This window comes from Microbacterium sp. NPDC056569 (genome assembly GCF_042793475.1).
GTDB lineage: Bacteria > Actinomycetota > Actinomycetes > Actinomycetales > Microbacteriaceae > Microbacterium.
Genome location: NZ_JBHTUV010000003.1, coordinates 327,651 through 344,533, shown reverse-complemented (window position 1 = coordinate 344,533; position 16,883 = coordinate 327,651). Strand labels below are relative to the sequence as shown.

The following is a 16,883-nucleotide window of genomic DNA, read 5'->3' as shown; positions in this document are numbered from 1 at the left end:
CCGCCGCGGTAGTGCCGGTGGCAGACGCGGAGGGTGCGGGCGCTTCGCCGACACCGATCGCCGAGGCGTGGCTCGGCGCGCTTCGGGGTGCACTCGCGTCGGGAGGCCTGACGCAGGCGCAGTTCCAGGCGATTCGCACCGGGCTCGGCGAACCGCCCGTGGAGCGCTACCCCGAACTTGCGCCGGACTTCCTCCCGCAGGCGTGGGCTCGCGCCGTGCAGGTGCTGCTGGACGAAGCGGCCGCACTGCCCGTGGAAGACCTGCGCAGCCAGGCGCGCATTGCACGAGACCGACTCGATCCGGTCGGGGTCACGCTTCGGTTCGAAGAGCGCTTCGCGGCGCGGTCGTTCCGCACCTGGACCGACCAGGACGGCCAGCGTCACGCCCATGTTCTCTTCGACGATGAGGCCGGCGCCTGGGTCGATGCGCTTCTGCAGGCGGCGCTGCGGCCCCGTCGCGGCCCCCGCTTCGTCGGCGCCGACGCCGCGGAGAAGACGCGCGCGGCCGAGGCGGACGAACGGACGAACGAGCAGCTGCAGTACGACACGATCATGGCCGTGATGCGCACGGGCGCGAACGCCGACCCTCAGCAGGCGTTCGGCGACCGGCAACCGGGAGTGCGCATCATCGTCGAAGCGTCCGCGGTCGGCGGCAGGGATGAGCGCGGCGAGATGCGGGTGACCGGGGTCGGACACATCGAAGACGGCGGACAAGCGCTCCCCGGCGGGGTCGTCGAGGCACGTCTGTGCGACTCCGCAGCGATCCCCGTGATGTGGGGACCCGACGGACGCCCACTGGACATCGGCCGCGAGCTGCGCTTGTTCACGAGGAAGCAGCGCATCGCGATCGCCGCCCGCGACGGCGGCTGCATGTGGCCGTCCTGCGGCGCTCCGATCTCGCAGTGCGAATATCACCACATCGATCACTGGTGGGAGCATCACGGCCGCACTGATGTCGACGACGGTATCGCGCTCTGCCGCAGTTGCCATCTGCGCCTTCACAACCAGCGATGGCGCATCACGCGCACCCGTGACCCGATCACCGACGCCGACACGTATCGGCTTCATCCACCGCCCGACCCCACCACGGGCGAGATCGGCGAGCCCGTCGAGTTGAGATCGAAGTCGCCACGGCGGTTCGAGGCGGCGTGACGCGCAAAGTACGGGAGCGCACGCCGGCCGAGGTCGGAGCGGCGACCGACGAGAAGGGGCCACGAGGGCGCATGCGCGGTCGAGGGTCGAGGTGGGAGGCTGGGGAGATGGCGATCGTCGTCGTTCCCTACTCGGACGAGTGGCCACGGCAGTTCGAACGAGTCGCGGCGGAGCTGCAGCGAGCGCTGGAGGGCGTTCCGGTGCTCGCGATCGAGCACGTCGGATCGACGTCGGTCCCGGGGCTCGCGGCGAAGCCGGTCATCGACATCGACGTCGTCGTGACCCGGGAGCACGCGGCGCCAGCGATCGCGGCGCTGGTCACGACCGGTTACACCCACCGCGGCGACCTCGGCGTCACCGATCGGGAGTCGATGGCCGCACCCGACGACGACCCCCGGCGGAACGTGTACGTGTGCGTCGAGGGGACGCTCCACCTCCGCAACCACCTCGCGGTACGTGCAGTCCTCCGCGAACGGACCGACCTTCGCGATCGGTACGGCGCAGTGAAGACCGAGCTCGCACGCGACCCGGCCATGCGCATCGAGACATACCTCGCGCTCAAGTCTCCGGTGCTGCAGGAAGTGCTCGCACTCTCCGACCTCACCGATGCGGAGAAGCGTGCGATCCTCGCCCTGAACACCGGCTTCTGACGAGCGGCGTCGGGGCGCAGCATGCGCTGTCTTGCGAGTCGATGCCCCGGCGGCTGTCTCTGCCGTACTGTGAGCGGATGGCGTTCGATCCCAGTGACGTTCCGGCATTCGTGGCCTTCGTGCGCTCCGAAGCGCAGGGCGTCGTCGCGACCGTCACACCGTCGGGAGCACCCGAGGCCGCGCTCGTCGGGATCGCCGCACTCGACGACGGCACGCTCGTGTTCGACACCCTCGTCGGCTCACGCAAGGCCGAGAATCTCCGCCACGATCACCGCATCGCCGTCGTCATCGGGACGGACGGCTCGGTGTCGGTGCAGATCGACGGCTTCGGGACGATCGTCCACGGCACGCTGCGTGAGGAGTACGGCGGTGCCTACAACGCGCAGTTCCCCGGGTCGCGCGCACTCGACGCCGAGTTCGCGGTCGTCGTGGTCCGCCCCGCGTGGGTGCGGGTCTACGACGCGTCAGCAAGCCCGGCGAAGGTCACCGAAGCGCGCTGGTGATCTTGCCGGGGCCGGCGATGGCCGGATGCAGGTGCTCGGACGACAGCGCCACGACCGCCTGACGGGCGCCGGCGGCGAGGCATCCGTCCAGCTCTTCGCCGGTGAGGGAGGCGGCGAGGAACCCGGCGAAGAAGGCGTCGCCGGCGCCGTTCGTGTCGACGACCTCGACGGGAACCGCATCGACCGTCGCACGCTCGCCCGACGCGGCGAGCGCGACGGCGCCACGCGCGCCGAGGGTGCACACGGCGAGGCGCGGGCCGCGGTCGAGGCAGCTCTGCATGAGCGCCCAGGGATCGTCGGTCGCGTCGTCGTTCATGAAGACGACATCGGCGGCGCGGAGGAACGGCTCGTGGAACTCCGCCGACCCGTCGTAGTCGTGCAGGTCGGTCCAGATCGGGGCGCCAGCCGCACCGGCGAGCCGGCGCTGCACGATCGCCATGCCGACCTCGCTGAGATCGACGACCGCGAGGTCCGCGACGGTGAGCGCGGCCTCGGTGCGGTCGATCGCGCCGGCAGACGCCTCGGACGGCGTCGCGAGGTAGAGGCTCACGCGCTCCCCCGCCGCCGTCATGAGGTTCGCGTGACGCTCGGTGCGATCCGAGGCGTAGGCCTCGACCCGCACGCCCGCCGCGTCCAGCGCCGCCGACACGCGGCTGCCCTCGTCGTCGGTCCCGAGCAGGGCATGCAGCGTCACCTCGACACCCCTGTCTGCGAGGTGCAGAGCCTTGCCGGCCGACGTCCCGCCGAGCGTGTGCAGGTCGCCGAGGGCGAACTGCATATGCGGCACCGGCTCGGGAAGCCGGTCGAGGAGGATGAGCTGGTTCCACGAGGCGGGTCCGCACACGGCGACCCGGGCGTCAGCATGGGGCATCCGCCCAGTCAACCAGCAACGGCGACGTCGTATCCCAGCCGCAGAGCCCCGGGAACGACGACGCCGGCAGCCAGACGCCGATCACGGCTCACCCGCCGCGCCGCCGCCGGCTACTCCTCGAGCGGGCCGAGGTCGGGCTCGGCGACGAAGCGCACCTCGGACTCGGTCACGCGATCCAGTTCGACCACCACCACCACGTTCTCGCCCGTGTTCAGCGCCGCGGCCGGCACGTAGAGCGTGCGCTGCGGTCCGCTCGACCAGTAGCGGCCGAGCAGGAAGCCGTTCACGAGCGCGAAGCCCTTGCCCCAGCCCTTCGTGTCGAGGAAGAGGTCGGCCGGCTCATCGAGCGGGAACGAACCACGCAGCACGAACGGGGCGACGCCGGACTCCGCGGATGCCGGGGTCGCAGCATCCGCCGCCGAAGCACCGAGGGCAGCGACATCGATGGGCGTCGCGGTCCACCCGGTGAGGGGCTCACCCGCGAGCGTCACCGGACCGATCAGGCCTTTGGACTCGCCGAGGCGCACGTCGTAGTTGACGCGGCCCTGCTCCTCCACGAGCACGCGGACTCGGTGGCCGGCGGGCACCACGAGGGCGTCCTCGTGACGCGTGCGCGACAGCGTGCCGACGGACACCCCGTCGACCGACACCCACGCGTGGTCGCGCACCTCGCCGAAGCGGAGCACTCCCCCGCGGCCGTCGAGGTCGGTCTCGTACGAGACGAGGGCGCTGAGGTGCCCGAGTTCCTCGAACGTCGGCGGCACATCGTGACGGGAAACGGACGCTGCCGCCCGCGCCTCGACCTCCTCCACGGCCACGGAGAACGTGGGCGCGGGGCCACTCGCCGCAGGCACCTCGTCGGGCACAGGCGCGTACTTCGCGATGACGTCGCGGAAGGCGAAGTACTTCGCGGTCGGATCGCCGCGCTCGTCGAGCGGAGCGTCGTAGTCGTACGACGTCACGATCGGCAGGTAGCGACCCTTGTCGTTCGCGCCGTTCGTGAGGCCGAAGTTCGTGCCGCCGTGGAACATGTAGAAGTTCACCGATGCCCCGGCGGCGAGCAGCGCGTCGAGCTCCGCAGCTGATGCGGCGGCCGGCGTCGTGTGGTGCGTGTTGCCCCACCAGTCGAACCAGCCGTCCCAGAACTCGGCGCACATGAGCGGGCCGGTCGGCTGGTGGCGGCGCAGGGTCTCGAGGCGCTCGGAGGCTCGCGAGCCGAACGAACCCGTGAGGTGCACGCCCGCGACGCTCCCGTCGCGGAGCATCTGGTCCGTCGGCTGGTCGATCGTGGTGAGCGGCACCGTGACGCCGGCGTCCTTCGTCACCTGCACGAGGTGTTCGAGGTAGGCGGTGTCATCGCGGTAGGCGCCGTACTCGTTCTCGATCTGCACGAGGATGACGGGTCCCCCGCGATCGATCTGCCGCGGAGCGACGATCTCGTAGACGCGCTCGAGGTACGCCGTCACCGCGGCGAGGTACTTCGGCTCCGAGCGGCGGAGGCCGACGCCCTCGAGGGCGGTCAGCCACACGGGCAAGCCGCCGTTATGCCATTCGGCGCATATATAGGGCCCGGGCCGCACGATCGCGTGCATCCCCTGTGCGGCGACCAGGTCGAGGAACGCGCCGAGGTCGTTCCAGCCGGTCGCGTCCCACTCTCCGCGTACCGGCTCGTGGGCGTTCCACGCGACGTAGGTCTCGATGGTGTTGAGACCCATGAGCTTCGCCTTGCGGATGCGATCCGCCCACTGCCCCGGGTGGACCCGGAAGTAGTGCAGCGCCCCGGCGAGCACCCGGAAGGGCTCGCCGTCGAGCAGGAAGTCGGTCTCGCCGATCGCGAACCGCTGGTCACCTGTCACGTTCTGCGCGTCCGCACGGCCGTTAACGACAGGTGAGCGGTCTTCGGCGGAGGTCATCGAGCCGTGCCCGTGCGGGCGTGCAGCACCGCGGCGAGGCGCTCGAGCTGCGAGGCGTCCTCGAGGGCGGAGCCGACGGCGGCGACGCGCACACCGGCATCGAGGAACTCCTCGACGTTCGACGCGTCCAGTCCGCCGGTGGCGACGAACTTCACCTGCGGGAACGGCCCGCGGATGTGCTTGAACCAGCCGCTGCCGAGCCACGTCGCGGGGAACGCCTTCAGCCACGTCAGCCCGAGCGAGACCGCGAGCTGCACCTCGCTGGGAGTGGCGACACCGGGGAGGATCGGGATGCCGGCGCCCTGTGCCGCCCGCACGACGACCGGATCGAGGCCCGGCGACACGAGATACACCGCACCGGCGTCCGCGGCGCGCGCCACCTGGTCGGGCGTGACGATGGTGCCGGCGCCGACGCTCTTGCCGCGGGCGTTCGCGGCCTCGACGACAGCACGCAGAGCCCGCTCGTCCTCGTCGGTCTGCAGCGGCACCTCGACGGAGTCGATTCCGAGGTCCCACGCCGTCTCGGAGAGGCGCACCGAGCGCTCGACTCCCATGCCGCGGAGGATCGCCATGAGCGGCGCGCCGGCGAACGCGTCGTCGAACCAGGCGGCCTGGGCCGCAGCATCCGTTCCAGCCGTCTCGGGAGTGTGGGAGGTCATGCGGAGGTCCTTCGTGCGTCGGGTTCGGTCATCTTCTCGGGTTCGGGCGCGCCGCGCGCGTTCGAAGCGTACGTCGCCCCGAACCTGTCAGGTGGGAGTGCCGGCGGGCTCGTCGATCGAGTCGGTGGTGGTCTGCAGGGTGCGGGCGGCGCGCGCATGCCCCGCCCGCAGGCGGTCGGACACGCTGTCGCCCGAGAGGCTGCCGGCGAGGTAGCCGCCGGCGAACGCATCACCGGCGCCGACGGGCTCGACCACGTCGACGACGAGCGCGGGCTCGAACACCACGTCATCGCCGACGAAGGCGGTCGCACCGATGTCGCCGTCCTTGACGACGAGCTCGGCGACGTCCGGCAGGAGGGCGCGGACGTCTGTCGCGGTCGGGGTGCCCCAGAGCGTCTCGGCCTCGTCGCGGCCGACGAGCACGATGTCGGCACCGCGCGCGAGCTCGAGCAGCGCGGGCGCCGCGGTCGCGGCGTCCCACAGCGGCGCGCGGTGGTTGACGTCGAACGAGACCCGCACGTCGTGCTCCCGGGCGCGGGCGATCACGCGCGAGAGGAACGACGCGGCGGATGCCGAGATCGCGGCCGTGATGCCCGAGACGTGCAGCAGGTCGACGGCGTCGAACGACACGTCGTCCGCGTCGGCGTCCGACAGGTGCGCGGCGGCCGAGCCCCGGCGGTAGTAGAGGACGCCGTTGCCCGGATCCTTCACGTACAGGCCGGTCGGGTGCGCGTCATCGAACACGACGCGCGAGACGTCGACGCCGCGCGCGGTCAGCTGGCGCGCGATGCGGCGCCCGAGCGCGTCCTCGCCCAGTCGGCTGAACCACACGGCGCGGTGCCCGAGCGCGGCCACGTGCGAGGCGACGTTCGACTCCGCTCCCCCGGCGTCCAGCAGGAACGCGTCGGCGTCGGCGACGGGCGTCGCGACGACGGGCGTCACCATCGCCATGGTCTCGCCGATCGTGAGCAGAGTCCGGGGCACCCCGCCAGCGTAGTCAGGATGCTCGCCTGTCACGATGTGCCGGCTTCGTCAGCACTTCGCGACAGGTGAGCAGCGGACCGCGTCGTGCGGATCGACGCCGCGATCATCGCAGGTCGGTGACGGGGGCGGCGTCCATGTCGTCGAACGCCTGGTTCTCGCCAGCCATCGCCCAGATGAACGTGTACGCGGCCGTTCCGACACCCGAGTGCAGCGACCACGACGGCGAGATGACGGCCTGGCGGTCGGCGACGACCAGGTGACGCGTCTCTTCGCGCTCCCCCATGAGGTGGATGACACGGGCGTCCTCGGGCAGGTCGAAGTACAGGTAGCACTCGGTGCGGCGGTCGTGGGTGTGCGCCGGCATGGTGTTCCACATCGAGCCCGGGTGCAGCTCGGTGACGCCCATCACGATCTGGCAGCTCTTGACGCCGTTCTCGTGGATGTACTGGTTGAGCGTGCGGCGGTTCGATGTGAGCTGGTCGCCGAGCTCGCGGACCGTGCCCTCGCCGGGCGAGACGAGCGCCGACGGGTAGGCGGTGTGGGCCGGCGCCGAGAACAGGTAGAACTGCGCGCCCGTCTCGCCGTCCGCATCGCCGAACGACACGGAGCGGATGCCCCGGCCGAGGTACAGGCACGCGCCCTTGACGAGGGTGTAGACCTCGCCGTCGGCCGTGACCGTGCCGGTGCCGCCGACGTTGATGATGCCGACCTCGCGGTGCTCGAGGAAGTAGTCGCTGCGGATCTCGGGGTATCCGCCGAGCTCGAGCACCGAGCCCGCGGGCACGGCACCGCCGAGCACGATGCGGTCGTGGTGCGTGTAGGTCAGGCGGATCTCGCCCGGCACGAAGACATCGGGGATGAGATACGTGTCGCGCAGGTCCTGCGTCGTCATGCCCGGGATCTGGGCGGGGTTGGTCGCGTAGCGCTGCGGGATGTGCGTCTCGGTCACGGGTTCTCTCCTGGTTCTGCGTGTGTCTCGGTGCGTAGGGGTCAGCGGACGAGCCAGCCGCCGTCGACGGGGATGACGGCACCCGTCACGTAGGCGGCGGCGTCCGAGGCGAGGAAGACGAAGACGCCTTGGAGATCGGATGCTGCGCCCCACCGTCCTGCGGGGATGCGCGACAGGATCGACGCGGCGCGGTCCTCGTCGGCCCGCAGCGGGGCGGTGTTGTCGGTCGCCATGTAGCCGGGGGCGACGGCGTTCACGGTGACCCCGGCCGCCGCCCACTCGTTCGCAAGGGCCTTGGTGAGCCCGGCGACCGCGTGCTTGGACGCGGTGTATGCCGGAACCAGAATGCCACCCTGGAACGACAGCATCGACGCGACGTTGATGATGCGGCCGCTCCCCTGCGCGAGCATGTGGCGACCCGCCGCCTGCGACAGGTGGAACACCGCGTCGAGGTTGATCGAGAGCACGTCGTCCCAGTCCGCGGCCGGGTACTCGGCGGCGGGCGCGCGGCGGATGGTTCCCGCGTTGTTCACGAGGATGTCGAGCCCGCCGAGCTCGGCGATGACCTCGTCGACCGCCGACGCCAGCTCCTCGGCCGTGGCGGAGACGAGGTCGCGCTGCACGCGGTGCACGCGGCGGCCCGTCGCCTCGATCAGCTCGGCGGTGGCTGACGCGTCGCCCCGGTCGACAAGCGCGACATCCGCGCCGGCCTCCGCGAGCGCGAGCGCGGCGCCCTGGCCGAGCCCACGGCTGGAGCCCGTGACGAGTGCGACCTTGCCGTCGAGGCGGAACGAATCGAGGATCATGCGTGTGCTCCCGTGTGGACGCCGAGGTTCTGCGAGTGGTTCGAGGGCGCTTCGTCCCGCTCGTTCCTCGCCCGCTCAGCGAACGGAGGTGGAGCGGCGACGAAACGGGTGGTCAGCTCGCCGAGCCCCGAGATGCGCACGGTGACCGCGTCGCCGTCGGCGAGCGGGCGGTGCGCCTCCTGGGCGGCGGGGAGCTTCTGCGGCGTGCCGGTCGAGACGATGTCTCCCGGCTCGAGAGTCAGCACCTGGCTGAGGTGGTGGATCACATACGCGACCGAGAAGATCGTGGTCGACGTCGACTGCGACACCGTCACGATCCCGTCGCGCACGACCTCGACGAGGAGATCCTGCGGGTCCGGCGCCTCGTCGGGCGTGACGACCCACGGCCCGAGCGGCGCGAAGCCGTCGGAGCACTTGCCGAGGGCCCACTGGCTCTGCCGGCGCTGCCATGCGCGATCGGAGACGTCGTTGAGGATCGTGTAGCCGCCGACGTGGTCGAGGGCGTCCTCGAGCGAGACCCGCTGCGCGCGGCGGCCGATAACGACCGCGACCTCGCCCTCGTAGTCGACGTCGGTCGCCCCCGGCGGGATCACGACCGCGTCGTTCGGGCCCGCCAGCGTGTTCGACGTCTTGACGAACACGTCGGGGTACTCCGGGTCGTTCGCGGTGGGGTCGACGCCGTCAGGTACGTGCCCGCGGTAGTTGTAGCCGAGGCACAGGATCTTGCCGGGCACGACCGGTGCCTGCAGCGCCGACGCGTCCAGTCCCGCCAGCGATTCCGGATCGGCCGCCGCCACCGTCGCCCGCGCCGCGTCCAGAGCGGCGTCCGACGACAGCAGTTCCGTCACCGTGCCGGCGATCGCGCCGAGATCGACCACGCGATCGCCGAGCGACGTCGCGAGAACGGCTCCCGGCCGCGCACCCGAGGGCGACTCGTACGTGACGAGCCTCACCAGTACTTCCTCCACTCCGGACGCACCACGCGCATCAGAGCCTCGAAGTAGAAGTAGTCGCCCCAGAGGGTGCCCTCGTCGACGCCGTTGTCCTTCGGCAGGTCGTACACCGAGTGCAGGATCAGCGCGTCCGAGTCCTCGGCGTTCACCGGCGTGTAGTTCGCGATGAGCGACGCCAGGATCGAGTGGGCACGGGCGGTCCACTCGGCGGCGGCCTCAGCATCCGTCTCGACCTTCGCGAGCTCAAGCAGGCCGCACACCGCGATCGCGGCGGCGGAGCTGTCGCGCGGGGCATCGCTGCCGTCGGTGTAGACGAGGTCCCAGAACGGCACCTCGTCGGCCGGCAGGTGACGCAGGAAGTACTCCGTGCAGCGACGGGATGCCTCGAGCAGGCGCTCGTCGCCGGTCACCGCGTAGTTCATCGCGAAGCCGTAGATGCCCCACGCCTGGCCGCGGGCCCAGCACGACTCATCGGCGGCGCCCTGCTCGGTGCCGCCGCGGAGGGCCGCGCCGGTCTCGGCGTCCCAGTAGAACGTGTGGAACGTGGAGTCGTCCTCGCGGAGGATGTGCTCGCGCAGCTGCGCCGTGTGACGCACGACGGCGTCGGCGTAGCGCTCCTCGCCCGTCTGCTCGTGGGCCCATGTCAGCAGCGGCATATTCATGAGACTGTCGATGATCGTGCGGCCGCGCTGGGCAGGGTCGGAGAGGTCGCCCCACGCCTGGATGATGCCGGCGGGCTCCAGGAAGCGGCGCATCAGGTGGTCGGCGGCGAGCAGCGACGCATCACGCGCCCTCGGGTCGCCGACCAGACGCCAGGCGGCGACGGTCGACAGCGTGTAGAGGAAGCCGAGGTCGTGGGTGTCGAGGTCCTCCTCGGCCCGCACGCGACGCTCGAAGTCGGCCGCGTCGGCGCGCGCCGCGTCGCGGTAGTCCTCGTCGCCCGTGAGCTCCCACGCGAGCCACAGCAGTCCCGTGCGGAAGCTGGTGGTCCAGCCGCGGTTCCCGCCCAGCGGGATGCTCCCCTCGGCGGGGCGCAGCTCGTAGCGGTCGTCCACCGTCGTGTCGTCGGGGTAGGAGCCTCCGAACTTCGCGATGTTGCGCCGGATCGTCGACAGCGCGGCGGCGATCGCCGCGTCGGTCGTGGTCTCGGTGGTGCCCGCAGCGGGCGAGGTGGACGTCATGGAGAAATTCCTTCTGAGGTATATACGGAGAAACGGATGCCGCGGGCTCAGGCCTGCGCGGGCGCCTTCTCGTCGAGATCGAGCACGGGGCGAAGCGTGAAGCGCGAGTTGGTCCACGCGAAGAAGAGCGCGGCGGATGCCGTGAGCCCGAGCCCGAGCGCGGGCGCGGTGGCGAACACGGCGATCTGGGCCGCCAGGGCTGCGAGCGATGCCGCGGTGAGGTACCAGCGGCGCAGGCTCAGATAGAGGCTCGCCCGCAGTGCGTCGCGGAGCCGCGCGGTCGGCACCTCCGAGATCGCGACCAGGGCGACGAGCCCCACCGAGATCGCCAGCAGCGCCAGCACCGCGAGCAGCGGCACCGTGAACACGGCGGCGGCCGTGTTCGACAGCATCCGCACGTCCACGAGCAGCACCATGACGACCGCGGTCACCGCCGCGCCCACCAGCAGCGCCCGGCGCCACGTGGCGCGCAGCCCCGCGACGAACGCGCGGATCGGGCCGAGCCCGCCGTCCCCGTGCTCGCGGAACGCGCGGAACGCGGCGGCGAGACCGGGGGCGGCGAGCGGGGCCGCGAGCGCGAGCAGCGGCCACGAGTACAGCGGGTCGGTCGTCACCAGCAGCACGACCAGCGGCAGCGACGAGACCACCAGCAGCAGGTTCACGATGAGCCCGAGGTAGATCATCCCGATGAGGGACGCCCACGTGTCGTGCGACACCAGCCCGTTGAGCTTCTTCATGGCGTCAGCCCTTCAGACCGCTCGTCGCGATGCCCTCGACGAAGTACTTCTGGCCGAGCAGGAAGATGATCGCGATCGGGATGACCGAGATCGTCAGGCCCGCGAACAGCAGCGCATAGTTCGTGTCGAACAGGTTCGAGACGAAGCTCTTGAGGCCGAGCTGGATCGTCCAGAGGTCGGGGTTGCGCAGGTAGATGAGCGGTCCGAGGTAGTCGTTCCAGGTGTTGACGAACGTGAGCAGCGTCAGCGAGGCGAGGGCCGGGATCGACAGCGGCAGCATGATCTTGCGCCAGATCGCGTACTCGCTGAGGCCGTCGAGTCGTGCCGCCTCGGAGAGCTCCTCGGGGATGGTCTCGTAGAACTGCTTCATCAGGAACACGCCGAACGCGCCGAACGCCTGCAGCAGGATGATCGCCCACAGCGTGTTCGACACCTTGAAGTTCGACAGCAGGATGAACTGCGGGATCATGTACGACTGCCACGGGACGGCGATCGTGCCGACGTAGAGCAGGAACAGTACGTCGCGGCCGCGGAAGCGCATGCGCGCGAAGCCGTACGCGGCGAACGAGCCGGTCAGCACCTGCAGGAACGTGACGACCACGGCCAGGAACAGCGTGTTGCGGATCCAGACGAGCATGTTCGACTCGGTCCAGATGTCGATGTAGTTCTGCCACACCCACGTCTCGGGGAGCCACTTCACCGGCACCGAGAACACCTCGTTGGCCGACTTGAAAGAGCTCAGCACCATCCACACGAACGGCGTCAGGAGGCCGATGGCGAAGATGACGAGTCCGACGTACATCGCGATGCGCGCGATGCGGCGGCCGGGCGTCATCCGCTCGGTCGGAATCTCGAGCCGAGGCTCGGGTGCCTCCTCGGCGAGCTTGCGCAGGCCCCGACGGGCGCCCTTGGGCGGGGTGAAGTCGGCGATGATCTCGTCGGCCTCCCGCTGGATCTCAGTGGCAGCCATCAGTTGCTCCGCTTCTTGTTCCAGAGGAACTGCACGATCGTGACGAGGATGCACATGAAGAACAGCGCCACGGCGGCGGCCGACGCGTAGCCGAACTGGCTCTCTTCGAAGCCCTTGCGGTAGATGAACTGCGACATCACGAGGGTGGACTGACCCGGGCCGCCGTCGGTCATGACGAGGATCAGGTCGAAGATCTTGAACGAGTTGATCGTCAGCATCACGGTGACGAAGAACATGGTGGGGCGCAGGCACGGCAGCGTCACGTTGACGAACCGCTGCCACACGTTGGCGCCGTCGACGCGGGCGGCCTCGTGCAGCTCGCGAGGGACCGTCTGCAGGCCCGCGAGGAAGAGGATCATGTAGTAGCCCATGTCGCGCCACGTGCCGACGATGACGACGGCGGGCATCGCCCACTCGGGGGAGGTGAGCCATCCGGGCGGGTTCTGGATGCCGATGAACCGGAGGAACTCGTTGATCGGGCCGTACTCGGGGCTGAAGAGCAGGTTCCACACGACCGCGATCGCGACGATCGAGGTGATGTAGGGGAAGAACGCGGCGGTGCGGAAGAAGGCGACGCCGCGGAGCTTGTTGTTCAGCAGCAGGGCGAGACCGAGCGAGACCGCGATCGTCAGCGGGATGTGCAGCACCGAGTAGTACAGGGTGTTGACGACCGAGATGCGGAAGCTGCCGTCGCCGAGGAGGCGCTCGAAGTTCGCGAGGCCGACCCAGTTCGCCGTGCCGAACACGTTCCAGTTCGTGAACGACATGTAGAACAGCACGACGATCGGGATGAGGGTGAGCAGCCCGAAGCCGAGGAAGTTCGGAAGGATGAAGCTCCACCCGATCAGGGTGTTGCGCAGCCGCAGCTTCGAGCGCCGGCGGCGCACGGGCGGCGGCGCGGTGCCGGCCTCTGTGGCGGTGATGGTCGCCATGGCGGACCTCCAGTGGGGGTGGTGAAGTCGGGGGGTCCTTCGACGGGCTCAGGAACCGGGTTCCGGGCAGGGACTCGGAACTGGTCCCTGAGCCTGTCGAAGGGGGAGTGGATCAGTCGAGACCGACCTCGTTGGCCACGCGGTCCTCGGCCTCGGCGATCGCGTCGGCGACGCTCTTCGAGCCGGACATGATCGCGGTGTGCATGTCGTTGAGGATGCCCTGGATCGCCGCCGTCTTGTTCGACGTCGGGTTCTCGGGGAAGACCTCGTGGGTCGAGTACGCGAACTTCGACAGGTCGTCGGTGGGAGCACCGTCGACCGAGAAGTACGTCTCGACGACCGGGTCGGTCAGCAGCGCCGGCGTGATGCCGATGCCGGCGAGGATCTGCGCGCCCTCTTCGCCGGCGGTGAAGGCGAGGAACTTCTTGGCGGCCGCGACCTTGGCCTCGTCGATGCCCGCGTTGATGCCGAAGCCGGTCGGGTCGCCGAAGGTCACCGGGGTGTTGTCGAGACCGGCGGTCTTCGAGGACTCCTGCGGGATCGGCGCGATGCCCCACTCGAAGTCGTCTGCGTCACCCGACGCCTGCTGCGCGATCAGCGTCGCGACGAACCACGTGCCCATGGGCAGCATGGCGGCGTTCTGCTTGCCGAACTCTCCCTGGTAGGTGAGCTGGTTGGCGGCGCTGGTGTTGTAGTCGACCTGGTCGCCGCCGTCCTGGAGCGCGAGGACGTTCTCGTAGAAGGGCTCCATGTAGTCGTACTTGCCCGCGAGGATGTCGCCGTCGGCCTGCGCGTTGGCGAAGCCCTGGACGGTCGACTGCCAGCGGTGCAGGTAGGTGCCCTTGGCGGCGCTGCCCGCGGCCGAGAGGCCGTCGGTCAGAGCGGCGGCCGCGTCGCTGTAGTCGTCCCACGTCCACGAGCCGTCGGGGTACTCGACACCGGCCTGGTCGAACAGCGCCTTGTTGTAGTACAGCACCCACGAGTCGTTGCGGTAGGGCACCGCGTACGCCGTGCCGTCGACCTCGTACGAGGCCGCGCCGCTGATGCCCTCGGGCAGCTCGACGTCCGACACGTCGAGGAGCTGGCCGCCCTCGACGAACGTCGGGACGAACTTGACCTCCTTCTGCGTGATGATGTCGGGCCCGGAGCCAGCGGCGAGGTCGGCGGTCAGAAGGGTGTTGTACTCGGCGGCGTCGTAGCCCTTGAGCTCGATCGTGACGTCGGGGTTCTCCTCGTGGAACGCGTCGGCGAGCGCCTGGAACTCGGGCGTCGTGTCGAGGCTCCAGCCCGAGAGGGTGAGCGTGACCGGACCCGACGACTCCTCGGGCGCGGCCGCGTCGTCGCCGCCGCCGCTGCAGCCGGCGAGAGCGAGCGTTGCGACCACGGCGATGCCGGCCGCGGCAGCGTATGAGCGCTTCATTCTGGGGGTACTCCTTTGTGATTGCGGACCCGTCCTCGGGCCCATCGGGTTACCGGTTCGCGCCGGGCGCTGTTCCGGGGTGTGCGAGGCGACTCGTGGTCGCCGTCCCGTCCGGCCAGGTGACCGTGACGGTGGTCTGGTCGCCGTCCTCCTCGAGGGCGACGCTTCCTGCATCGGCGGGCGATGCGAGGTCTTCGGTGGTGAGCTCGACGAGCGTCGCGCTCCACGTGCCCGGCTCGACCGGGTAGGTCGCGAGCGGCACGGCGGCGACCGGGCCCAGCGGGCTGGCGTCCTCGCGCGTCTCGACGCTCGTCGCGCCGTCGCCGAGGAGGGGGCGGATGCTGCTGCTCAGCCCCTTCGCGAGCACCGAGGCGGCAGCATCCGTCGATCCATCGCCGAACGACTCGGCCGCCAGCGCCCAGCCGCCCACACGGACGCGGAGCGCGGCGGCGTCGATGCCGGGCTCGAGCGAGGCCACGCGCGCGAGGCGCACCTCCCACGGGCCGCGCACGAGCGAGTGCACCTCGACGAGACCGACGATCTCGATGTCGCCGTCGACCCCCGAGCCGTGGCGCTGCGCCGAGGGGCGCACGTCGATCCAGTGGGCGCGCGACACCGAGGCGGCGATGCCGACGCGACCGTCCTCGTCGTCCTGCACGCCGACATCGATGAGCTCCATGGCGGCACGGTGCGTGGCGCGTCCGGCGGCGTCGACGAGGGCGACGGACTGCTCGAGGGGCTCCTCGAACGCGCGCTGGTTGGCGAGCGGGCCTGCCGCGGTCGAATAGCCGATCCGCGCGTACAGCGGGGAGTCGCCGACGAGGCTGCCGTCGGCGGCGTGATCGGTGCCGTGGTTGACGATGCGCACGATGCCGTCGGCCTGCGTGCCCGAGATCACCCAGCCGGCGGGGCGCACCGCGCGCAGGTCGTCGCCCGACTCGATCGGGAGCGGCTCGCTCTCGGCGGCCCACACCGGGTGGTCAGCGGAGAGTGCGATGCCGAGGAGACCCTTCACGGCCCAGTACGGCGAACCGGGGCCGGAGTACGACTGGGCGAGCTCGCGCCACTCGTGGTGCCAGCCCATGGTGAGCACGCCGTCCGCGCCGGGAACATCGGCGGCGGCGAAGTGCGCGACGACGGCGTTCGCCGCGCGGCGCAGCTGCCCGAGCGGCACCGACGGGACCTCGGCGATCGCGCCGACCCAGAACGGGGCCGCGGCGGCGAAGCGGTAGATGAGGCTGCGACCCTGCACCAGCGGGGAGCCGTCGGCGCCGACGAGGGCGACGGCGTCCTGCAGGAAGCGGTCCAGGCGGGCGATGTCGCCGGGCGTGCGGCCCGCGGCGAGCTCGTCGGCGCCTTGCATGCGCGACCACAGCACGGGGTAGGTGTGGAGGGCCCAGCCGACGTAGTGGTCGTACGAGCGCTCGAAGCCGTCCGAGATCCAGCCGTCCCCGCGCACGAGCACGTCATGGAGGGCGAGGTCATCGGCGATGTCCTGGGGCGACCACGGTCCGCCGACCGAGCGGAGGAACGTCTGCACCACGACGCGGAACCACAGCCAGTTTGTCTTCGGGTAGGTCGCGTCGCCCACGACCGGCGCGAGGTAGTCGATGACGCGCTGCTGGGTCAGCTCGTCGAGACGGTCCCAGATCCAGGGGCGCGTCATGTCGAGCACGAGCGCGAGCGATGCGGCCTCCACCTTGGCCTGGGCGTGCTCGTCGAGGCGCACCCAGCGGTCGTCGGCCTCCGGGTCCACGCCCGTGACGATGCCGCGTCGGTAGAAGTCGGCGAGCTCCTCGGTGCCCTCGCCGCGCGCGCCGGCGATGCGGAAGCCGGCGAGGAGGAACGTGCGGGCGAAGCCCTCGAGACCGTCGACGGCGTGGCCGTAGCCGCCCTCGGCGCCCGGGAAGTGGATGCGGCCGGCACCCGGCGACGCGTGGGTGCGTGCGGTGTCGAGCAGGCGGTCGGCGAAGGCGAGCCACTGGTCGCGTGTCCAGTCGAAGCTCGTCGCGATGTGCGCCGACGTGGTGGACTGCTGGACCGTCACTGGGATCTCCCTTGATGCCTTCTTCTCGCCGCTGGATTCGATCTGCGGAAAGCGAACGTTTGGGACTGTAGCAACCCAATTCGTTCATTGCAAGGTTGTTTGAGATTCGTTATGATCGTTTATGATCGGTTTGGGTTCAGACCGAACCCACTGCGAC

General features: G+C 70.4%; 16 protein-coding genes and 1 pseudogene. 4 read left to right on the top strand and 13 right to left on the bottom strand.

What is annotated here, in order from left to right; genetic code table 11:
- Positions 1 to 2: 2 nt before the first annotated feature.
- The 4 genes and pseudogenes from ACFQ7C_RS05870 to ACFQ7C_RS05855 form a co-directional block, all read left to right on the top strand.
- Positions 3 to 848: pseudogene (locus ACFQ7C_RS05870) on the top strand (DUF222 domain-containing protein); the annotation flags it as partial.
- A gap of 21 nt (positions 849 to 869) precedes the next feature.
- Entirely contained in the window at positions 870 to 1,151 is a 282-nt protein-coding gene (locus ACFQ7C_RS05865; protein WP_378898600.1) for an HNH endonuclease, read from the top strand.
- A gap of 107 nt (positions 1,152 to 1,258) precedes the next feature.
- Positions 1,259 to 1,801, top strand: coding sequence for a GrpB family protein (locus ACFQ7C_RS05860; RefSeq protein WP_378898574.1), 543 nt, complete (start codon positions 1,259 to 1,261; stop codon positions 1,799 to 1,801).
- A gap of 77 nt (positions 1,802 to 1,878) precedes the next feature.
- On the top strand, positions 1,879 to 2,304 hold the full coding sequence (locus ACFQ7C_RS05855) for a pyridoxamine 5'-phosphate oxidase family protein (RefSeq protein ID WP_378898573.1): 426 nt from the start codon (positions 1,879 to 1,881) through the stop codon (positions 2,302 to 2,304).
- Here ACFQ7C_RS05855 and ACFQ7C_RS05850 read toward each other — a convergent pair.
- From ACFQ7C_RS05850 to ACFQ7C_RS05790, 13 genes are all read right to left on the bottom strand, one after another.
- On the bottom strand, positions 2,285 to 3,175 hold the full coding sequence (locus ACFQ7C_RS05850) for a carbohydrate kinase family protein (RefSeq protein ID WP_378898572.1): 891 nt from the start codon (positions 3,173 to 3,175) through the stop codon (positions 2,285 to 2,287). The genes ACFQ7C_RS05855 and ACFQ7C_RS05850 overlap by 20 nt on opposite strands.
- A 110-nt stretch (positions 3,176 to 3,285) precedes the next feature.
- Positions 3,286 to 5,031 carry a beta-galactosidase family protein gene (locus tag ACFQ7C_RS05845; RefSeq protein WP_378898571.1) on the bottom strand — a complete coding sequence of 582 codons (1,746 nt, stop codon included), beginning with the start codon at positions 5,029 to 5,031 and terminating at the stop codon, positions 3,286 to 3,288.
- 53 nt (positions 5,032 to 5,084) lie between these two features.
- A complete protein-coding gene (locus ACFQ7C_RS05840) occupies positions 5,085 to 5,747 on the bottom strand; it encodes a bifunctional 4-hydroxy-2-oxoglutarate aldolase/2-dehydro-3-deoxy-phosphogluconate aldolase (RefSeq protein WP_378898570.1) in 663 nt (220 codons plus the stop codon).
- An 87-nt stretch (positions 5,748 to 5,834) separates the two neighbouring features.
- Entirely contained in the window at positions 5,835 to 6,731 is an 897-nt protein-coding gene (locus ACFQ7C_RS05835) for a sugar kinase (protein WP_378898569.1), read from the bottom strand.
- Between the two features lie 103 nt (positions 6,732 to 6,834).
- On the bottom strand, positions 6,835 to 7,680 hold the full coding sequence (kduI, locus tag ACFQ7C_RS05830; RefSeq protein WP_378898568.1) for a 5-dehydro-4-deoxy-D-glucuronate isomerase: 846 nt from the start codon (positions 7,678 to 7,680) through the stop codon (positions 6,835 to 6,837).
- Between the two features lie 41 nt (positions 7,681 to 7,721).
- Positions 7,722 to 8,486, bottom strand: a complete 765-nt coding sequence (kduD, locus tag ACFQ7C_RS05825) for a 2-dehydro-3-deoxy-D-gluconate 5-dehydrogenase KduD (protein ID WP_378898567.1) — start codon at positions 8,484 to 8,486, stop codon at positions 7,722 to 7,724.
- The gene (locus ACFQ7C_RS05820) at positions 8,483 to 9,439 is read right to left on the bottom strand and encodes a fumarylacetoacetate hydrolase family protein (RefSeq protein ID WP_378898566.1); all 957 of its coding nucleotides are present in this window, start codon (positions 9,437 to 9,439) and stop codon (positions 8,483 to 8,485) included. Before ACFQ7C_RS05820 ends, kduD begins: the two co-directional genes overlap by 4 nt.
- Positions 9,436 to 10,620 carry a glycoside hydrolase family 88 protein gene (locus tag ACFQ7C_RS05815; protein WP_378898565.1) on the bottom strand — a complete coding sequence of 395 codons (1,185 nt, stop codon included), beginning with the start codon at positions 10,618 to 10,620 and terminating at the stop codon, positions 9,436 to 9,438. Before ACFQ7C_RS05815 ends, ACFQ7C_RS05820 begins: the two co-directional genes overlap by 4 nt.
- Before the next feature lie 47 nt (positions 10,621 to 10,667).
- Positions 10,668 to 11,357, bottom strand: coding sequence for a ferredoxin-NADPH reductase (locus tag ACFQ7C_RS05810; protein ID WP_378898564.1), 690 nt, complete (start codon positions 11,355 to 11,357; stop codon positions 10,668 to 10,670).
- A 4-nt stretch (positions 11,358 to 11,361) separates the two neighbouring features.
- The gene (locus ACFQ7C_RS05805; RefSeq protein WP_378898563.1) at positions 11,362 to 12,327 is read right to left on the bottom strand and encodes a carbohydrate ABC transporter permease; all 966 of its coding nucleotides are present in this window, start codon (positions 12,325 to 12,327) and stop codon (positions 11,362 to 11,364) included.
- Complete coding sequence (locus ACFQ7C_RS05800) at positions 12,327 to 13,259, bottom strand: carbohydrate ABC transporter permease (protein WP_378898562.1); 933 nt, start codon at positions 13,257 to 13,259, stop codon at positions 12,327 to 12,329. Before ACFQ7C_RS05800 ends, ACFQ7C_RS05805 begins: the two co-directional genes overlap by 1 nt.
- 112 nt (positions 13,260 to 13,371) lie before the next feature.
- Positions 13,372 to 14,679 (bottom strand): ABC transporter substrate-binding protein, encoded by a 1,308-nt coding sequence (locus ACFQ7C_RS05795; RefSeq protein ID WP_378898561.1) that lies wholly within the window; start codon positions 14,677 to 14,679, stop codon positions 13,372 to 13,374.
- Positions 14,680 to 14,728: 49 nt separating this feature from the next.
- The gene (locus tag ACFQ7C_RS05790; RefSeq protein WP_378898560.1) at positions 14,729 to 16,726 is read right to left on the bottom strand and encodes a DUF2264 domain-containing protein; all 1,998 of its coding nucleotides are present in this window, start codon (positions 16,724 to 16,726) and stop codon (positions 14,729 to 14,731) included.
- Positions 16,727 to 16,883 lie beyond the last annotated feature (157 nt).

What these genes read in the sequence shown, in the direction of transcription:
- ACFQ7C_RS05810 (WP_378898564.1), bottom strand. Translation starts at nt 11,357, where the DNA reads ATGAAGAAGCTCAACGGGCTGGTGTCGCACGACACGTGGGCGTCCCTC.
- kduD (WP_378898567.1), bottom strand. Translation starts at nt 8,486, where the DNA reads ATGATCCTCGATTCGTTCCGCCTCGACGGCAAGGTCGCACTCGTCACG.
- ACFQ7C_RS05865 (WP_378898600.1), top strand. Translation starts at nt 870, where the DNA reads ATGTGGCCGTCCTGCGGCGCTCCGATCTCGCAGTGCGAATATCACCAC.
- ACFQ7C_RS05805 (WP_378898563.1), bottom strand. Translation starts at nt 12,327, where the DNA reads ATGGCTGCCACTGAGATCCAGCGGGAGGCCGACGAGATCATCGCCGAC.
- ACFQ7C_RS05800 (WP_378898562.1), bottom strand. Translation starts at nt 13,259, where the DNA reads ATGGCGACCATCACCGCCACAGAGGCCGGCACCGCGCCGCCGCCCGTG.
- ACFQ7C_RS05840 (WP_378898570.1), bottom strand. Translation starts at nt 5,747, where the DNA reads ATGACCTCCCACACTCCCGAGACGGCTGGAACGGATGCTGCGGCCCAG.
- ACFQ7C_RS05860 (WP_378898574.1), top strand. Translation starts at nt 1,259, where the DNA reads ATGGCGATCGTCGTCGTTCCCTACTCGGACGAGTGGCCACGGCAGTTC.
- ACFQ7C_RS05795 (WP_378898561.1), bottom strand. Translation starts at nt 14,679, where the DNA reads ATGAAGCGCTCATACGCTGCCGCGGCCGGCATCGCCGTGGTCGCAACG.
- ACFQ7C_RS05855 (WP_378898573.1), top strand. Translation starts at nt 1,879, where the DNA reads ATGGCGTTCGATCCCAGTGACGTTCCGGCATTCGTGGCCTTCGTGCGC.
- ACFQ7C_RS05850 (WP_378898572.1), bottom strand. Translation starts at nt 3,175, where the DNA reads ATGCCCCATGCTGACGCCCGGGTCGCCGTGTGCGGACCCGCCTCGTGG.
- ACFQ7C_RS05815 (WP_378898565.1), bottom strand. Translation starts at nt 10,620, where the DNA reads ATGACGTCCACCTCGCCCGCTGCGGGCACCACCGAGACCACGACCGAC.